We start from the raw sequence: 17171 nt of genomic DNA on the forward strand, positions 1-17171 counted from the left end.
AGTGAAAATTTATAAAATAATGGTGTCGGTGTGTGAAACAGTGATGCTTGTTAGAGCGTTTGGGTCTACGGCACTAAAGAATACGCCAGAATCCCATGGCTGGTCACGATTCATGTCATACATTACCGCCATGATGACTAATAAAATTACAATGGTCAGAAATAGAAAAAGTTTTAACTTCATAACTCTTTTTAAAATAATTAATGAACCTGAAAGGATACGCAACTCAGGCGTTAAATCAAAGCAGTAATTTTTATACTTAAATGGGCGCTCAAAGTGCGAATTTACTTAAAAACGATGGTTAAATCGGTAATAAATTCTATAACCCATTAATGGGTGTCTGGTATTATATAGACTGTTTTTATTAGGGTAGAGGGTTTGTAATGTCTAGCAGAAGTTTAACGGCTGTTGTACTGGGTTTAGGGTTGTGTTCGGTGGTTGCAGCAGAGAATATCGTCTATTCAGCAACGGTTAAACAATTAAACGCACACGTATTATTTGATCAAACTCTCGAAGGTTCTGGTCTGGTAACGGTCAAGCCAGACTCATTTACGCAGGCATCGGGCGATGTCGATGCGCTCAAACAGTGTTTATGGTCTGTTAATGTTAATCTCGAAGCTGAAAAGCCAGTGTTTAGCCCCGGAAAAATGATCTGTATTGGTCCCAAGCAAGAGGTTTTAGAAGCCATTCCTCAAGGAACCGTTGAAATGGAAGGCCAATGCCTTACGGATTCATGCAGTCAGTTTGAAGTTGCTGAAAATACCGCGGTCAGGTTAACTTTTAGCGCGCCTTTAGGCTTATCACTCCAACCCAGAAACGAACGTAAATAGTTTCCTGTTTACTAACAAGCACTTTGAGTGTCACTTAAGTGCTTGTTAATCGTAAGATTGCTTCTTTTTCCAACTGTCTTGATCATCCACCATATGTTCCATTTGATCGGCCAGTTTTGCCGTACTTTGTTTAGAGGACTCTTCTCTGGATTCTCGCCAATCTTCTATTAATTTATTTTGGCTGCTTTGAATGACTACCTGTTGCTGCTTAAATTGGTCTTTATGTTTAGATTCATCAATAGTTGAAAGGGCCTTTTGATAAGCGTTCTTTGCTTCGCGATACCTTTTTTCTTTAAGAAACGCTTTGGCGCTGAGTTCAAAAAACTCAACCGCCGTTTCATCCAGTTTAATTTCAACTTGCTGAAGCATTTTTTCAGCGTGGGCTTTATTTAATCGGCCGGTTTGGTAATTGCCCTTTACAAATTGATATAAAGATTTTAATAAACCTCGATAAATACTGGTTTGATCCGGCGTCAATAACACACTGGGAGCCTTTACCGGTCGGCTTTTTACTTGTTGTCGTTCAGTCGTAAGCTCATCAATTTCAAGCTGCAATTCTTCAGTTTTATAAGTTGAAATTGTCAGTTGGGTTTTTAAATTCTGAATAATAGCTTGGTAGAGGAAATCGCGTAATTCAGCTGAAAGGTAGTTGCCAGGCAATGTTCGCAATAGGTTGTTCAGGCGCTTCTTTTGAAGCACCAAAGAGCGAGCCCGATTATTTTTAGATTCCAAGGCACGATGACGTGCTTGAGATACCATCATTGCGATAATGATCATTGAAAATACGGCAATAATGCCTACGGCAATGATGGTTGTTGTACTGTCCATGCGTTTGCATTGCTCTTTATGTTAATACATAAGAGTTTAGCGGCTGATACTACGTAAAGTGAACAGTGAAAGGCAAAAAAAAGAAAATAACCGTTTAAAATGCTCGAAATTTATTCATTCACCACGTTTAAATGCGGCGTAGCCTCCGTATTATCTTCAGATTGAGGACCATTTTGAGTTAGGTCGATCATAGTTTGACGTAATGCATCGAGTGCTTCACGTAATGACGACTCCTCTAATGTGAGCTTTTGGTGTTTTTCAGAGAGCTTGGATCCTTCCGTAACCTTAAGCTTAGCTTCCTCCCAATTGTCTTGCTCTAATAATTCAATGACTGAACTTTTAAGGTCTTCTAAAGACTCAGTTTCAACCAGTTTATCGAGTACGGCATCTAATTTTGAATTGAGCTTGAGCATTTCTTTGGATGCGTTAGCCATTTGCTCTCCTAGTGCTTTATAATTCATTGTCATCTCTCGCGTTATTGAGTGGTAAATTATACTGTATATTCATACAGCTAATTTCGCAAGCGCTAATATTTTTTTGTCTTCTGGGTGGTAAATTTATGCGATTAAGCCAATTAAAAGCCCCCAGTCTTTCAGTTCGAATGTCTTTATGGCTATGGCTTCTCGCCGAAATATCCATTATTTACTTAATAACAAATCAAATTATTTGGGTTGTGATTGTTTTTTTCATGGGACCGCTAATAGCGATTGGCGCTTTGTCTATTGTTTCTGGCTTTATCATTAACCCGATAAAACTTAATCTTAAATCGTTTCTGATGATGTGGTTTGGCGAATGGCTGAGCTTTATGGTGCTGTTTCGTGGGTTACAATTACTGCCTAAAAGGTGTCATATAAAGTCTAACGAAGTGGCGCATCGGCACGTTATTTTTGTGCACGGTTTTTTTTGTAATGCAGGCATGTGGGCTCCATTGGCGAGAAAATGTGAACGACTCCAATTCTCAACTTCGTTTGTCGAGATGACACAATTAACAGGCTCACTTGAAATGCTGGCCGATGAGTTACAAGTTGAAGTTAAGCGACTAAAAGATAAACATCCAAATACTGAAGTTTCCGTCGTTGCTTTCAGTATGGGTGGGCTTGCCGCTCGAGCTTGCCTGTTACGGTTTGAGCATATCCCATTCAGGCTTATTACGGTTCATTCCCCCCACAAAGGGACTCATTTAGCTTGGTTTTTCGCCCTGTTAGGCGCAAAAAATGCTCAGCAAATGGTACCGGGGTCAAAATGGCTAACGCAGTTAGAAAGTAAAGATGCAGCGCGAGGCTACCCCTTTAATGTACTATGGTCAAAGCATGACACGATTGTGATGCCGGCGAAGTTAGCAGATTATGGGCTTTCTAAAGATGAAGAAGAGGGCAAAGGGCATTTATTTGCGGCTATAGACTCTGAGTGTCATCAAATAATAGTTGAGACATTGTTAACCGGTTCAACTTACTAAAATCATTTTATTTACCGAAGTAACCAAGCCATAAATCATGACAAGCGACGATTTTGATCAAAAAGTTAAAAAACAAATGGCAGGCCATAAGCCAACGCTCCTAGAAACTGAAAAAAAGCATGCCGCTGTGTTATTGCCCGTGTCATTAAGTGGTGAGCCTTCCGTTATCTTAACGATTCGAGCCGCGCATTTAAAAAGCCACCCTGGTGATGTTTCTTTTCCTGGCGGTATGGTCGAATCGTTTGATGGCAGTATTGAGGCCGCTGCCTTACGAGAAACTCACGAAGAAATAAACTTAAAGCCTGATGATTTTCAAGTTCATGGCCGGCTATCATCCGCGTTATCTAAAAATGGAGTGGTTGTTCACCCTGTGGTTGGCACTATTAAAGATGCCAGCAGCTATTTAGCGAGTCCTGATGAAATTGCGAAAATATTTGAGGTACCTTGGCAGTTTTTTGCTGAAACGACGCCTGAGTTAACGCCTTTTAATCGTCACGGAATAGAAATTCAAGTGCCTCATTTTTATTATGAAGGTCATCACATCTGGGGGCTAACGGCGATGATTTTACTGGAATTTATTAATATTGTAGAAGGAACGCAATGGCCACTCCCGCCTTTTCATCAGTCAAAAGTGTATAGTCGCTAGTGGTTGAATTGACCCTATGTTAAGATTTATTGACGAAAGGATTGTGGCAATGGCAATAGAGAGTTTATGCAAACGAATCGCGTAATGGTCATGGTCGCTTCATTTGAGCGACATCTCGAAGCAGAAAGAAAAGTAATATACGAAGCTATAGTAGGCCAAAGAGGGCTTCCTGTTGGTTTGTCTTTTCCTTCTATGCCCGCTAATTACTTATTAAAGCTGAATGCACAATGCCTTGCCGATGCTGACTACTTATTTCTCCTTTTAGGTAAAGAATACGGTCCAGTCACTGAAAAAGGTACCAGCCATTTACATCAAATCTATGCCGCTGCTCAGGCCGCTCGTAAGCCCATCATCAGCTTTGTTTATCAAGGCGAACATATCATGGGTGTTGACCCATTTGATCAAAAGCGCCGTGAGGGGTTTATTGCTTCCTTGCAAAAAGGCGATGTATTTTATTGGTCCAATAACGATGAACTTCGTGATGCAATAGAGCGAGGGCTCGAGCTGGTGCAAGAAAACCACCCGTCTCCAGGTTGGTCAAAAGCCGCGGAGGTGGCTCAAACCGAACCCAATAGAAAAGTCGATCAAGATATTATTGGTAAGCTTAAAGCGCAAATAGATCATTTAAAGCATAAAATAGAAAAAGCGACCAGCCCGTTTCAACACAAAGCCCTAGATTTCGATGTTGATCGTACGCCTTGGCTTGCCGAATACAGTTGTAATGCCTTTCGCGAAGGGCGATTAAAACAATTTAACGGTACCTTAAGATACGATATTACCGAAGTGTTTGATTGGCTATCGGCTGCGCTGTTATCGCCTATCTCCGAGGTTCGTGTTCAAGCTTTACTGGCGCGCAACATTCACTCGGATGTATTAAACGAGGCGAAAAGCACGTGGCGAGGGTGTCATGCCGTTTCCGATGTGAAAGTAGACCAAGTTTGCGTAGATAAATTAAAGAAGCGGTTAAGGCTAATGGGTATTGTTGTGTTCGATGATAATGGTCGTTGGCGCTTAACCCAAGCCGCCGAAACCTATGCATTGATGCAATCTGAAAGCCGATAACGGGCAAGAATTCTAATAGATAGTACGCTTTGGTTCACAGGCAAAACTGACGCTCACTGCACCTTTTCCAAGGTTGAAGGCCGCCGTTTGGCTCATCATTGAATGCACTAGCTTTCCCCCACGATCTTTCACTTCCTGATGAAAGTTATCAAACCCTTGTAATATTCTTAATTGCGATAAAGAGCCCGCATAGCTGATGTTCACGATATGATTGGTTAGCTTCGTGTGGCTCAGTTGCTCAAATAGAAAATCGAAGTAATCATGGTGGCGATCTTTTATATCGACCATTCGACCAATGGTGACTTCTTCGGGGTGGAAATATAACACGGGGTGCTTACCCGATATTTTCAGTTTCTTGAGTTCTAACCAGCTGAGGCGGAAAGGGGCTCGCACAAGCTCTGGGTGTTTCTTCCCAGGCAGCATAAAGGTTTTAATATTTGTTTTGAATTCATCTAGATGTTGTTTAACTTGGTCTGCACTTTGAGCTTTTTCATGCCTTAATCTTAATGCTTCATATAAGCTCACACCATAGCCCGTGAGTACCTGCTTTGATTCGACAACCCTAACTTTAAAAGGCGTATAAATGCTGGCCTTTTCTCGACGCTGTTTAATTTCATGGTGAAACTCAAAAAGCGATTCTCTAATGATGTGTAAGCTATCGCTAAAGCTTTCATCTGGAGCAATGATTATTAAATGGTCAAACTCGTAAATAAGCTTGTTGCAGACGACGTCGATAAAATTTTGTCGAGAGATGCCAATTTTCTCACAGTAAAATGGCTGTTGTTCCGTATAAAAATGAGAAAGCTCTAAGATTGAGCGATTAACAAGTTTCACCCCGCTAGAGTCTGAAACCTCTACCGGCAAAACGGTTACTTTATAGTTTTCCAGCATGGAAGCTGGTAGATCGCAACTGGCCGTTACTACGAAGCCAACGTTTTTCATAAAGCTCTCTAAATATGGGTATAAATGATGTTGAGAGAATCATACCACTAAGTTAAGAAAAGTGTGAATGAGCGAAGCAGGGGGCTAATCGGTAGTCTTTTGAGAGTATTCACATAAGTCTTCAATGATGCAGCTTCCGCATTTAGGTTTGCGGGCAACACAGGTATAGCGCCCATGTAGAATGAGCCAATGGTGGGCATCTAGTAGAAATTCTTTCGGTATTAGCCGTATAAGTCGTTTTTCAACTTCAACAACGTTTTTACCCGGCGCTATTTTTGTTCGGTTACTGACTCTAAAAATATGGGTGTCTACGGCCATGGTAAGTTGACCAAAGGCGGTATTGAGAACCACATTGGCCGTTTTTCGACCAACACCAGGCAGTGCTTCTAAAGCCTCTCTTGTTTGCGGTACCTCACTGTTGTGCTGCTCAATCAGCATTTTGCACAGCTTATGAACGTTTTCCGCTTTTGCATTATAAAGACCAATGGTTTTTATGTACTCTTTCAATCCATCGACACCCAGCGCATAAATAGCTTCAGGGGTATTGGCGACAGGGAAAAGTTTATCCGTGGCTTTGTTCACGCCTTTGTCCGTTGATTGAGCCGACAATACAACAGCAACTAGCAATTCAAATGGATTTCTGTAATTAAGCTCAGTTTCAGGGTTCGGGTTTTGTGCTTTTAACCGAGTAAATATCTCGGTGCGTTTTAACTTATTCATAACTAGGCAATGGTACCTGTCACTCTAACTCGTTTACTGCCCGCAACAATGGCATCGGCTTGCGCAGCACGTTTCTTTTCACGCCTATCATCAATGTAATTTTTGACCGCGATTATGAGCCCTAAGCCAACAAAAGCGCCAGGCGGAAGCACAGCAAATAAGAAATCGGTGTAACCTGGAAATAATTCAATTTGCCAGCTTCGAGCGGTTTCACCAAATATGAGGTGCATATTAGTGAACAAAGTTCCCTGGCCGATAATTTCTCGCATGGCGCCCAATACAAGTAACACGGCTAAAAAACCGAGTGACATAAACAACCCATCTAGGAACGAGGGTAGCAGAGGGTTTTTTCTTGCAAAGGCTTCAGCTCGGCCCAAAATAGTGCAATTTGTCACAATCAGCGGAATAAATATGCCCAAAACCTGGTAGAGCTCGTAGGTATAAGCCTGCATTAGAAGCTCTGCGCAGGTGGTAAACGAGGCAATGATCATTACGAATGCGGGCAACCGAATGGCGTCAGAAACGTAGTTGCGAATGAGCGAAACTGCGATATTAGAACCTATTAAAACCACCATTGTCGCTAGGCCTAAGCCAAGGGCATTCACAACCGTACCCGTTACGGCCAGCAGTGGGCATAAGCCAAGAATTTGTACTAACGCAGCGTTATTGGACCAAAGCCCATTTTCGGCAATGGTTTTTACAGAGACTGTCATTATTTAGACTCCGATGAATCGGGTTGCATGGCGAGCAATGAGTCTTTGTTTTGTTCAAAAAATAAAAGGGCTTTATAAACAGCTTTAACAATCGCTCGCGGTGTTATTGTAGCTCCCGTCATTTGATCAAACGCGCCACCATCTTTTTTAACTTTCCAACCAGTTTCCATCGGGTTCATTAAACTGGTTTGCTCGAAGTTGAGAATCCACTGCGATTTTTCAATCTCAATTTGATCGCCTAAGCCGGGCGTTTCTTTGTGTTTGGTTACTCGAACACCTGTAATAACGCCTTTTTTATCGATTCCTACAATAAGACGGATACCTTCAGTGTACCCGTCAGGGGCGATAACAGGAATAATAATGCTTTGAACTTCGTTATTGGCCTTCACTTGATAAAACGACTGCTCGTTTTCAACATTTAATAATAAAGTATCGCTAATGCCTGCTTGTTGAAATGACTGTGCGCTCTCCAAAAGATTGTCAGCATCGATTCCATCAGGGAGTAGCGATAACAGTAAGCGAGCTTCGAAAGCCTTTTCGTTTTCTACAATAGTGGTTTTAGTCAACGTTTGCGTTACGGCAATTATACCCGCGGTGAAAAGTGCAAATATCGCTAAGCCAATGGCCGCTTTTCGAATCGATTGAGAAAGCGTAATTTTAGTTTCTAATTCGGTGTCGCTCATTTTTTGTATCCTTTTACAGCATCGGAATGGCCGTAAACGCGTGGTCGAGAGTAGTGATCAATCAACGGGGCTGCAAAATTCATAATTAATATCGCAAAAGCGGTGGCATCAGGGTAGTTACCCCAAGTTCGAATCGTGTAAATGAGAACGCCAATGCCCGCGCCATATATTAGCTTCCCTTTGTTGCTGGTAGCCGCGCTGACTGGGTCTGTGGCAATAAAGAATGCCGCTAACATTGTTGAGCCGGCCAACAAATGTAAGTGGAAAGGCACTCTTAAATCGGCGTCGGTGCTAAATAAAACGGCCATTAGCGCGAGCGCACCTAAAACACCGAGGGGGATATGCCAAGTGATAATTTTTCGGTACCAAAGCCAAACGCCCCCCAGTAAAAAAACGATATTGACGGGTGTCCAGCCTGGAGCACCAAAGCTTGATAATAATGGGCTTGATAAAACTTCACTGGCGGTCAGTCTTTCAATGTTGAGTTTGTAGTAATCCAGAGGCGTCGCGCCGGTAAACCCATCGACTGACTCTAAATTAATTCCAAAAATAATCGACATACTTTCAAGGAACCCGCTTGGGCTTTCAATGCTAGCCCAGCGCGTAGTCATAAATACTGGAAGAGAGATTAACACCATGGCGTATGCAACCATTGCAGGGTTAAATGGATTCTGACCCAGCCCGCCAAACAGGTGTTTACCAAAAATTGCTGCTACCGCACCGGCAATGACTGTCACCCACCAAGGGGCTAACGGGGGCAGTGCAACTGCCAATAAAGCGGCGGTGACAATGATTGAACCATCTTTAAGAAAGAATAGTACCGGTCGTTTGCGCAGCGCTAGAATGACAGCTTCAACACTCAAAGACGTGATTAGTAGAAGTAGCAGGTTAATGGCGTAGCCAGCGCTGAAGTAATAAACCAAACACGCAAGGCCCGGAATAATAGCGATAAAAACAGAGAGCATAACTTTGCTGACGCTGTTTTGGCCTACAGTGTGTGGTGAAGATAGTGACATCATGATTCATTATCCTTTGCTTGCGCCGCTTCTTTTGCTTTACGTTTAGCGGCCGCACGCTCAAGCGCGGCTTTAATTGGGTCGTCTTTTGCTGTTTTGGCGCTAGCGTCCGCTACTTCAGGTGCTTTTTCTTGTGCCGCTTTTTTTGCAGCCAGTGCTTTTGCCGCGGCTTCAGCACGTGCTTTTCGGCGCACTTCTTTTTCAAGCTTCTCGCGTTCAAGACGAGCTTGTCGTGCTTCAAAGCGCATGCGAGCACGTTCACTTTGGGCATGATCTGCGGCTTCTTGGCGAATCTCGCCTTTGGCATAACGGTAATATTGCACCAAAGGAATCCGGCTTGGGCAAACATAAGCGCAAGCTCCACATTCTATGCAATCATTAATATTGTGAAGCTCGGCGGATTCTAATTCTCGATTCTTGGCCGCCCATAAAAGTTGCTGCGGTAATAACCCAGCAGGGCAGGCTTGTTCACACATTCCGCATCGAATGCAGGGGTTATCTGGCATCGGCGCAGGCAATTCTTTAGCAGTTGGTGCGAGCAAGCAGTTAGTCGTTTTAATCACCGGAGCTTTTGTGCTTGGTACGGCAAAACCCATCATAGGACCACCCATGATAATGCGATCAGCCTGTTTTAGGTTTACACCGGCATAAGATAATACATCGTCAATAGAGGTGCCGATGAGTACTTCATAATTGCCTGGTCGTTTTGCAGCTTGGCCTGTAACCGTCGTGATGCGAGAAATCAGAGGTTCGTCTAAAACGACTGCTTTATAGAGTTGATAAAGTGTTCCCACGTTTTGACACAAAAGACCAAGGTCACTGGGTAGGCCGCCGTGAGGGACTTCTTGGCCTGTTGTTAACTGAATCAGTTGTTTTTCACCACCTGAGGGATATTTAGTGGGGACGACAGCAATAGCTATAGTTAAGTTTAAGTCGTTAGCGGCTTGTTCAAGTGCTTTAATGGCCTCGGGCTTGTTGTCTTCGATACCAACAATGATGTTGTCGGCTTCGAGTAGCCATGCTGAAATTTGTGCACCCCTTAGAATGTCGATGGCTCTTTCTTGCATTAAGCGGTCATCGGAAGTGATATAGGGCTCACATTCAGCCGCGTTCACTAAGAGCGTATGGATAGGCGTATGTTTATTGCGGTATTTGATATCCGTAGGGAAACCGGCGCCACCCATGCCCGCCAAACCGGCTTCACGAACCCGAACCAGAACTTCATCAATGGATCTCTCTTGCCAGTTAGGCCATGGGTCTTGGTCTCGCCAAGCGTCTAAACCATCGGCCTCTATTTGAATGGTCAACCTTGGTAAACCGGATTCATGGGCAAAATCATGGTCTTTAATAGAGGTAATTCGTCCAGAAGTTGGGGCGTGTACATTGGCAGAAACGCCTGATTGTGCCTTGGCGATGAGTTGGCCTTTGCGCACGGTATCGCCTAGTTTCACAATGGGTTCAGCTTCTGCACCAATGTGCATACTTACCGGAACCCACAGTTGTGATGGAACCGGCATGACCTCTATAGGTGTCTGATTCGATTCATTTTTGTGCTGTTCTGGGTGAATGCCGCCCGGAATAGCCCAAACGCTGCTGCGCGCAATGATTGCCGACTGGGTCATGCTGCTTCACCTGTGTTGGTTTGTTGTGCGGATGGCGATGTTTTATCGGTGGCAATAATTTCCAGTGAGCTGAACGGTTTTTCAATATGCCAGTTATTAGGCGTAACAGCGACCGGAACCATATCAATACAATCGACCGGACAAGGCTCAACACAAAGGTCACAGCCGGTGCATTCACTTTCTATGACCGAATGCATTTGCTTGGCCGCGCCCAAAATGGCATCAACAGGGCAGGCTTGTATGCATTTTGTGCAGCCAATACATTCCAGCTCGCGAATAACGGCGACCATTTTCGTTTTTTCTTCACCATGCTCTGCATCTAATGGCATGGGCTCAACATCGAGTAAATCGGCTAATGCGTGGATGGTGGCTTCACCACCCGGCGGACATTTGTTGATGTCTTCTCCGTTGGCTATGCCTTCTGCATAGGGTCGGCACCCGGGGTGTCCACATTGGCCACACTGAGTTTGCGGCAATATGTTGTCTATTTCGTCAACAATTGGATTGCCTTCAGGCTTAAATTTAACCGCGGCAAAGCCTAACAATGCGCCAAATATGGCCGCCAAAATAAGTAGCGTTAAAACTGCAGTAATCATCATTAGCTAGCCACCAACCCGGCAAAGCCCATAAATGCGAGCGACATAATGCCAGCTGAAATCAAACCTATGGCGGCACCTTTAAACGGAGTGGGAACATCCGCAAGATTGATTCGTTCTCTCATGGCCGCAAATAAAACTAATACCAGCGAAAAGCCTAATGCAGCACCAAAGCCGTATAAAAAGCTCTCGATTAACGAATTTTGTTTGCTGATGTTCAACAGTGCAACGCCTAGAACCGCGCAGTTAGTAGTAATTAAAGGTAGGAAAATACCCAATACTCGGTACAGCAACGGGCTGGTTTTTCGTACCAGCATTTCGGTGAACTGCACCATAAACGCTATGACCAAAATAAAACTGATGGTTTTTAGATAAGTTAATTCAAGGGGTAGCAGCAGGTAGGTGTAGACCACGTAGCTCGCAACACTCGACAAGGTTAAAACAAAAGTAGTGGCCGCAGACATACCAACCGCTGTTTCAAGTTTATTTGAGACACCCATAAAAGGGCATAAACCCAAAAATTGCACTAGTACAAAATTATTGACCAGTACGGTACCTACTAATAACAGAATGTAATCGCTCATCAAGACAGGCTACGTATAAAAAGACGGCGCTATTATCGTGAGTTTTGATATGTCAAACAAGGGGTTAAGTCAAATGTTTATATGGTTTTTTGGAATAAGGACAGGTTAAAAGAACGGCTGCCCGAAAGGGCAGTCCGTTAACTTCTAGTTTTGAGCTGCAAGCTGCAAGCTACAAGTGAACAGAAGGAGTTTAAGCCTAAGCTTTCAGTAGTGACCCATGGAGAAAGCTCCTAATACTGATTCTGCTTGCAGCTTGCAGCTTGCAGCTTGCAGCTTGCAGCTTGCAGCTTGCAGCTTGCAGCTTGCAGCTTGCAGCTTGCAGCTTGCAGCTACTAACTTCTAACTTTATTAAGAAACTTTCGTTCCTGGTGGAATTTCGCTATTGCCTTCTAGTATCCACAAGTCCTTGCCTTCGCCTGCCGCTAGAACCATGCCTTCACTCATGCCAAAGCGCATTTTTCTTGGTTTTAGGTTGTACACGAGAACTAGGTTTTTGCCGACTAGGTCTTCAGGTTGGTAGTGACTTTTAATGCCACTGAACACCTGACGGGTTTCACCGTTGCCAACATCGAGCTGTAATTGCAGCAGTTTATCAGCGCCTTCAACATGATCGGCTGCGATCACTTTAGCAACGCGCAGATCTACTGTGGCAAAATCATCGAATTCAATTGTACCGTCATTAGTGGATGGCTTATCTGCTTTTTTAGCTTTAGGCTCTGGTTTTTTCTCCGCTTTAGCTTCTGGCTTTTTGCCTGATTCAATAGCGGCATCAGCTTTGCTGGCATCAATAAGCTGCTCAATTTGCGTCATTTCAATACGGGTCAATAGTGGTTTGAACTTGTTGATGCTGTGTTCGGTTAACACCGTTTCTCGATCGGTAAAGTTTAGGCTGTTTACGTTTAAGAATGAGCAAACTTTGCCATTCAGTTCCGGCAAAATAGGACCTAAGTAGATCGCAATTAAGCGGAATAGATGAATGCCCATTGAACAAACATCAAGTACTTCTTGTGCTTTGCCTTCTTCTTTAGCCATGGCCCACGGTGCTTTGGCTTGAATATATTCATTGGCTTTATCAGCCAAAGCGATAGTCTCACGCACCGCTTTACTGTATTCACGTTTTTCGAATAAATTCGAAATGGTGCTGCCAGCGGCGATAAATTCTTTTAGCATTTCGGGTTCGGCGACATTGGCCGATAACTGACCGCCTGCTTTTTTTACAAAGCCGGCACAGCGGCTGGCAATGTTGACGACTTTGTTTACTAGATCGGTATTTACCCGTTGGGCAAAGTCTTCAAGGTTTAAATCAATATCTTCCACACCAGAGCCTAATTTAGCAGCGTAATAATAACGAAGGTATTCTGGGTTTAAATGCTTTAAATAGCTGCTAGCCTGAATGAAGGTACCGCGCGACTTCGACATTTTTTCACCATTAACGGTGATATAGCCGTGAGCGAACACGCCATCAGGTGTTTTGAAGTTTGCACTTGAAAGTGTTGCCGGCCAAAACAACGCGTGGAAATTGATAATGTCTTTACCAATAAAGTGATAAAGCTCGGCTTTGCTGTCTTTAGCCCAGTAGTCATCGAACTTTAAGCCTTCGGTGCGGTCACACAGGTTTTTAAAGCTGGCCATATAGCCGATAGGTGCATCGAGCCACACGTAAAAATACTTGCCCGTAGTACCAGGAATTTCGAAGCCAAAGTAAGGTGCGTCTCGGCTGATATCCCAAGCTTTTAGACCAGAATCTAACCACTCTGAAAGTTTATTGGCGACGCTGTCTTGTAAAGTGCCTGAGCGTGTCCACTCTTGTAAAAAGTCTTGGAATTGTGGCAAATCAAAAAAGTAGTGCTCGGAGTCTTTTTCAATAGGTGTAGCACCTGAATAAGCCGATTTAGGGTCAATTAGCTCGTTGGGCTCGTAAGTGGCGCTGCACACTTCGCAAGCATCGCCATACTGGTCTTCTGCCTTGCATTTAGGGCAGGTGCCTTTAACGAATCGATCGGCCAAGAACATTTCTTTAACAGGGTCGTACAATTGGCGAATGGTTTTAACTTGAATATGGCCGTTTTCTTTTAAGCGTCCATAAATTAGTTCAGATAACGCTTTGTTTTCTGGTGAGTGCGTACTGTAGTAGTTATCGTGACCAATCAAAAAGCCTTGGGCGTCGGCCAGGTGATCTGCATGCATTTTTTCAATCCATTGCTCTGCAGTCATGCCTTCTTTTTCGGCGCGCAACATAACGGCTGTGCCATGCGTGTCATCTGCACAAACATAGTAGCAGTTATGCCCCATACTCTTTTGGAACCGCACCCAGATATCGGTTTGAATTTGTTCCATCATATGCCCAAGGTGCAATTGACCATTGGCATAAGGAAGGGCGCTGGTGACAAGAATGTTGCGTGGTTCGCTCATGAGTATGTGCTGTCCTGTTAGTTGTGGGTAAAAATCCGAAATGATGGGTTTTTAAAGCCGAATTGCTGATTCTACTGAAATTCGCGTTAATGACAACGGCAATTGACCTTAGAGCAAATAATCCTTGTAAAGCCGTAACTTAGCCTCATATAAAGGGCTAATTGGCATTTTAAAAGGTTCGCTTCATGGAAAACGTTAAACGCATTATTGCGGTCGCATCTGGCAAGGGTGGTGTTGGTAAAAGTACAACCGCTGTTAACTTAGCTTTAGCCTTAAAAGCTAAAGGCCATTCTGTAGGTTTGCTCGATGCTGATATATATGGTCCTTCAATTGGGCTAATGCTGGGTGTAGCAGAAGGTACTAAGCCGAATGTCCATGAAGGCAATAATTTTGAACCTATAATTGCGCATGGCTTGCAAACGATGTCTATGGCCTACTTAGTAACCGATAAAACGCCCATGGTATGGCGCGGACCAATGGCCTCAGGCGCACTGCAGCAAATATTGAATCAAACCCGTTGGGATAACCTAGATTACTTAGTTATCGATATGCCGCCTGGCACGGGTGATATTCAGCTCACGTTGGCACAAAAAGCCAAAGTAGACGGCGCGGTCATTGTGACAACTCCACAAGATTTAGCGTTGCTGGATGCTCAAAAAGGCATCGAAATGTTCCAAAAGGTTAAGGTGCCGGTGCTAGGTATTGTTGAAAATATGGCTGTTCATGTGTGTAGCCAATGTGGGCATGAAGAGCACATATTTGGTCAGCAAGGTGGGCAAAAATTAGCGGATAAATATGAAGCGACTATTTTGGGTCAACTTCCGCTCGACATAAATATTCGCACAGAAACCGATAATGGCATACCCACAGTGGCCGCAAGTACCAACTCGAAGAACCGAGACCACTATCTAAGCATGGCCGACAACGTAATAGCCGAGTTAGCTAATATCGACAATGATGATGGCCCGGTTATTACCTTTAGCTAATTGAACAAAGGGCACCCGTTTTAAAGTAGAGATAAGAAGTCGCAAGGCGCACACAAGTAAGATAAACGAAAGTGCGCTTAACCAACTTGACAACAACAAGTGAGTCTAGAATTTTTTTTTGCTTGCAGCTTGCAGCTTGCAGCTTGCAGCTTGCAGCTTGCAGCTTGCAGCTTGCAGCTTGCAGCTTGCAGCTTAAAACTTCTTTTTCCTTCCCAAGCTCACTGCTACAATAGAGACAATCACTTCGTTTAAGGAAAAACACTTTGATCATCCCCGTATTATTAGCTGGAGGCGTTGGTAGTCGATTGTGGCCACTGTCTCGAGAGCTGTTCCCAAAGCAATGCATTAATCTAGTTGATGTAAACGAAAGTTTAATTCAACAAACGGCCTTGCGAACACAGCATATTGGCTTGTCGGAAAACCCTATTGTAGTGTGCAATGACGAGCACCGCTTTATGATTGCTCAGCAAATGGCCGAGTGCGGAACGCAAGCTGATTTAATTCTTGAGCCAGAAGGCAAAAATACAGCACCCGCTATTGCATTGGCGGCTTTTCAGGCTATAGAGCGCGATGCCAGTGCCATTATGCTGGTATTACCGGCCGATCATGTCATTAAAAATGAGCAGTTATTTGGTGAAGCTATAGAAAAAGCGATTGAACAGGCAAAAGCCGGTAAAATCGTAACTTTTGGAGTGCAACCCGCTTACCCAGAAACAGGTTATGGTTATATTCAAGCCGCTTCTAAAAACGAAGTTAGTGATGTTAAAGCCTTCAAAGAAAAGCCCGATTTAGCCACTGCAGAATCCTACTTAAAAGAAGGCGGCTACTATTGGAATAGCGGTATGTTTGTGTTTTCAGCTCAAACCTACTTAGACGAGCTTAAAGCATTGCAGCCAAATATTTTCAATGCCGTTAAAGCCGCATACTCAGGTAAGCAACTCGATTTAGATTTTATTCGAGTTAACGCCGAAGCTTTTGCAAAATCGCCCGCCGATTCTATCGATTACGCGGTTATGGAAAAAACCGATAAAGCGGTCGTTGTGCCATATACAGGTGATTGGAACGACATTGGCGCGTGGGCGGCCCTATATGATTTAGGCGAAAAAGACGCAAGTAACAATGTACTGACGGGCGATGTATTAACCCACGAAGCAAAAGGTAACTTAATTCGTGCCGAAAGCCGTTTAGTAGCCGCGGTTGGGGTTGATGATTTAGTTATCATCGAAACAGCCGATGCTGTTGCCGTTATGCCAAGAGAAAAAGCACAAGATATTAAACATATCGTAAACCAGTTAAAAGACTCTGGCCGAACCGAGCACCAAACCCACGTAAAGGTTTATCGCCCGTGGGGCAGTTATCAGGGCGTCGACAGCGGTGAGCGCCATCAGGTGAAAAACATCACCGTAAAACCTGGTGAAAAACTCTCGGTACAAATGCACCATCACCGAGCCGAGCACTGGATAGTAGTAAAAGGCACTGCAAACGTTACGATAGGTGAAAACACTCGACTAGTGAGCGAAAACGAATCGGTGTATATCCCCATAGGCGCAACTCACGCCCTAGAAAACCCTGGGAAAATCCCGTTAGAGTTGATAGAAGTGCAAACAGGCTCTTATTTAGGTGAAGATGATATTGTGAGATTCACTGATCGGTATGGGCGGAAGTAGAAGGGCAGAACGGCGCCCTTACGGGCGTCCGCGAGTTTCAAGCTTCAAGCTGCAAGTAAATTCAAAAGCAAAAGATGCACCCCCCGTATTTCGTAGGAGTCTTCGGAGCTTGCGGAGAGACGAAAGGGTTAAGCAGAACGGCGCCCTTTGGGCGTCCGCGAGCTTCGGGCTGCGAGCTGCGAGTAAGTTCAAAAGCAAAAGATGCACCTCTGTATTTCGTAGGAGTCTTCGGAGCTTGCGGAGAGACGAAAAGTTTTACTTGCAAACAAAACCAAACAATCCGTAAAATTTGCCCGCAGCCCGCAGCCCGCAGCCCGCAGCCCGCAGCCCGCAGCCCGCAGCCCGCAGCCCGCAGCCCGCAGCCCGCAGCCTAAAACTCTGTTATCGACATCCCCCCCATAAGCAAGG

General features: G+C 44.2%; 22 protein-coding genes. 8 read left to right on the forward strand and 14 right to left on the reverse strand.

Going from position 1 to position 17171, the window contains the following annotated elements; genetic code table 11:
- Positions 1 to 9: 9 nt before the first annotated feature.
- Positions 10 to 183 carry a hypothetical protein gene (locus QWZ13_RS10125; RefSeq protein ID WP_290281664.1) on the reverse strand — a complete coding sequence of 58 codons (174 nt, stop codon included), beginning with the start codon at positions 181 to 183 and terminating at the stop codon, positions 10 to 12.
- Between the two features lie 200 nt (positions 184 to 383).
- Here QWZ13_RS10125 and QWZ13_RS10130 point away from each other — a divergent pair, with 200 nt between their 5' ends.
- Positions 384 to 830, forward strand: a complete 447-nt coding sequence (locus tag QWZ13_RS10130) for a hypothetical protein (RefSeq protein ID WP_290281665.1) — start codon at positions 384 to 386, stop codon at positions 828 to 830.
- 45 nt (positions 831 to 875) lie between these two features.
- Here the strand turns inward: QWZ13_RS10130 and QWZ13_RS10135 are convergent, their stop codons facing one another.
- From QWZ13_RS10135 to QWZ13_RS10145, 3 genes are all read right to left on the reverse strand, one after another.
- On the reverse strand, positions 876 to 1658 hold the full coding sequence (locus QWZ13_RS10135; protein ID WP_215999345.1) for a hypothetical protein: 783 nt from the start codon (positions 1656 to 1658) through the stop codon (positions 876 to 878).
- A gap of 110 nt (positions 1659 to 1768) precedes the next feature.
- Positions 1769 to 2119 (reverse strand): hypothetical protein, encoded by a 351-nt coding sequence (locus QWZ13_RS10140; protein ID WP_290281666.1) that lies wholly within the window; start codon positions 2117 to 2119, stop codon positions 1769 to 1771.
- Positions 2109 to 2297 (reverse strand): hypothetical protein, encoded by a 189-nt coding sequence (locus QWZ13_RS10145; protein WP_290281667.1) that lies wholly within the window; start codon positions 2295 to 2297, stop codon positions 2109 to 2111. The genes QWZ13_RS10140 and QWZ13_RS10145 overlap by 11 nt, the downstream gene beginning before the upstream one ends.
- Here QWZ13_RS10145 and QWZ13_RS10150 point away from each other — a divergent pair.
- The 3 genes from QWZ13_RS10150 to QWZ13_RS10160 all read left to right on the forward strand — a co-directional run bounded on the left by QWZ13_RS10150 (position 2260) and on the right by QWZ13_RS10160 (position 4822).
- Positions 2260 to 3114 carry an esterase/lipase family protein gene (locus QWZ13_RS10150; RefSeq protein ID WP_290281668.1) on the forward strand — a complete coding sequence of 285 codons (855 nt, stop codon included), beginning with the start codon at positions 2260 to 2262 and terminating at the stop codon, positions 3112 to 3114. The genes QWZ13_RS10145 and QWZ13_RS10150 overlap by 38 nt on opposite strands.
- Positions 3115 to 3151: 37 nt before the next feature.
- Positions 3152 to 3760 carry an NUDIX hydrolase gene (locus tag QWZ13_RS10155; RefSeq protein WP_290281669.1) on the forward strand — a complete coding sequence of 203 codons (609 nt, stop codon included), beginning with the start codon at positions 3152 to 3154 and terminating at the stop codon, positions 3758 to 3760.
- A gap of 66 nt (positions 3761 to 3826) precedes the next feature.
- Positions 3827 to 4822 carry a DUF4062 domain-containing protein gene (locus QWZ13_RS10160; protein ID WP_290281670.1) on the forward strand — a complete coding sequence of 332 codons (996 nt, stop codon included), beginning with the start codon at positions 3827 to 3829 and terminating at the stop codon, positions 4820 to 4822.
- A 12-nt stretch (positions 4823 to 4834) separates the two neighbouring features.
- On the opposite strand, the gene QWZ13_RS10165 is transcribed toward QWZ13_RS10160, so the two are convergent.
- The 8 genes from QWZ13_RS10165 to rsxA form a co-directional block, all read right to left on the reverse strand.
- Positions 4835 to 5713, reverse strand: a complete 879-nt coding sequence (locus QWZ13_RS10165) for a DegV family protein (protein WP_290283329.1) — start codon at positions 5711 to 5713, stop codon at positions 4835 to 4837.
- Positions 5714 to 5848: 135 nt separating this feature from the next.
- Positions 5849 to 6484, reverse strand: a complete 636-nt coding sequence (nth, locus tag QWZ13_RS10170) for an endonuclease III (RefSeq protein WP_290281671.1) — start codon at positions 6482 to 6484, stop codon at positions 5849 to 5851.
- Between the two features lie 2 nt (positions 6485 to 6486).
- The gene (locus QWZ13_RS10175; RefSeq protein WP_290281672.1) at positions 6487 to 7197 is read right to left on the reverse strand and encodes an electron transport complex subunit E; all 711 of its coding nucleotides are present in this window, start codon (positions 7195 to 7197) and stop codon (positions 6487 to 6489) included.
- Positions 7197 to 7880, reverse strand: a complete 684-nt coding sequence (gene rsxG / locus QWZ13_RS10180) for an electron transport complex subunit RsxG (RefSeq protein ID WP_290281673.1) — start codon at positions 7878 to 7880, stop codon at positions 7197 to 7199. Before rsxG ends, QWZ13_RS10175 begins: the two co-directional genes overlap by 1 nt.
- Positions 7877 to 8899 (reverse strand): RnfABCDGE type electron transport complex subunit D, encoded by a 1023-nt coding sequence (locus QWZ13_RS10185; protein WP_290281674.1) that lies wholly within the window; start codon positions 8897 to 8899, stop codon positions 7877 to 7879. The genes rsxG and QWZ13_RS10185 overlap by 4 nt, the downstream gene beginning before the upstream one ends.
- Positions 8896 to 10518: an electron transport complex subunit RsxC gene (gene rsxC / locus QWZ13_RS10190; protein ID WP_290281675.1), complete on the reverse strand. Its 1623-nt coding sequence runs from the start codon at positions 10516 to 10518 to the stop codon at positions 8896 to 8898. The genes QWZ13_RS10185 and rsxC overlap by 4 nt, the downstream gene beginning before the upstream one ends.
- Positions 10515 to 11114 carry an electron transport complex subunit RsxB gene (rsxB, locus tag QWZ13_RS10195; protein ID WP_290283330.1) on the reverse strand — a complete coding sequence of 200 codons (600 nt, stop codon included), beginning with the start codon at positions 11112 to 11114 and terminating at the stop codon, positions 10515 to 10517. The genes rsxC and rsxB overlap by 4 nt, the downstream gene beginning before the upstream one ends.
- 2 nt (positions 11115 to 11116) lie before the next feature.
- Complete coding sequence (gene rsxA / locus QWZ13_RS10200; protein ID WP_215999356.1) at positions 11117 to 11698, reverse strand: electron transport complex subunit RsxA; 582 nt, start codon at positions 11696 to 11698, stop codon at positions 11117 to 11119.
- A 217-nt stretch (positions 11699 to 11915) separates the two neighbouring features.
- Between rsxA and QWZ13_RS10205 the strand changes: the two genes are divergently transcribed.
- Positions 11916 to 12041 carry a hypothetical protein gene (locus QWZ13_RS10205; protein WP_290281676.1) on the forward strand — a complete coding sequence of 42 codons (126 nt, stop codon included), beginning with the start codon at positions 11916 to 11918 and terminating at the stop codon, positions 12039 to 12041.
- A 5-nt stretch (positions 12042 to 12046) separates the two neighbouring features.
- Here the strand turns inward: QWZ13_RS10205 and metG are convergent, their stop codons facing one another.
- Positions 12047 to 14110: a methionine--tRNA ligase gene (gene metG, locus QWZ13_RS10210; protein WP_290281677.1), complete on the reverse strand. Its 2064-nt coding sequence runs from the start codon at positions 14108 to 14110 to the stop codon at positions 12047 to 12049.
- Between the two features lie 185 nt (positions 14111 to 14295).
- Between metG and apbC the strand changes: the two genes are divergently transcribed.
- The gene (apbC, locus tag QWZ13_RS10215) at positions 14296 to 15096 is read left to right on the forward strand and encodes an iron-sulfur cluster carrier protein ApbC (RefSeq protein WP_290281678.1); all 801 of its coding nucleotides are present in this window, start codon (positions 14296 to 14298) and stop codon (positions 15094 to 15096) included.
- Here the strand turns inward: apbC and QWZ13_RS10220 are convergent.
- Positions 15089 to 15367 carry a hypothetical protein gene (locus QWZ13_RS10220; protein WP_290281679.1) on the reverse strand — a complete coding sequence of 93 codons (279 nt, stop codon included), beginning with the start codon at positions 15365 to 15367 and terminating at the stop codon, positions 15089 to 15091. The two genes, apbC and QWZ13_RS10220, sit on opposite strands and share 8 nt — an antisense overlap.
- On the opposite strand from QWZ13_RS10220, the gene QWZ13_RS10225 reads away from it, so the two are divergent.
- Both QWZ13_RS10225 and QWZ13_RS10230 read left to right on the forward strand, forming a co-directional pair.
- Positions 15360 to 16763 carry a mannose-1-phosphate guanylyltransferase/mannose-6-phosphate isomerase gene (locus QWZ13_RS10225; protein WP_290281680.1) on the forward strand — a complete coding sequence of 468 codons (1404 nt, stop codon included), beginning with the start codon at positions 15360 to 15362 and terminating at the stop codon, positions 16761 to 16763. The two genes, QWZ13_RS10220 and QWZ13_RS10225, sit on opposite strands and share 8 nt — an antisense overlap.
- A gap of 74 nt (positions 16764 to 16837) precedes the next feature.
- On the forward strand, positions 16838 to 17137 hold the full coding sequence (locus QWZ13_RS10230; protein WP_290281681.1) for a hypothetical protein: 300 nt from the start codon (positions 16838 to 16840) through the stop codon (positions 17135 to 17137).
- Positions 17138 to 17171: the final 34 nt, after the last annotated feature.

The organism is Reinekea marina (genome assembly GCF_030409715.1).
Lineage (GTDB): Bacteria > Pseudomonadota > Gammaproteobacteria > Pseudomonadales > Natronospirillaceae > Reinekea > Reinekea marina.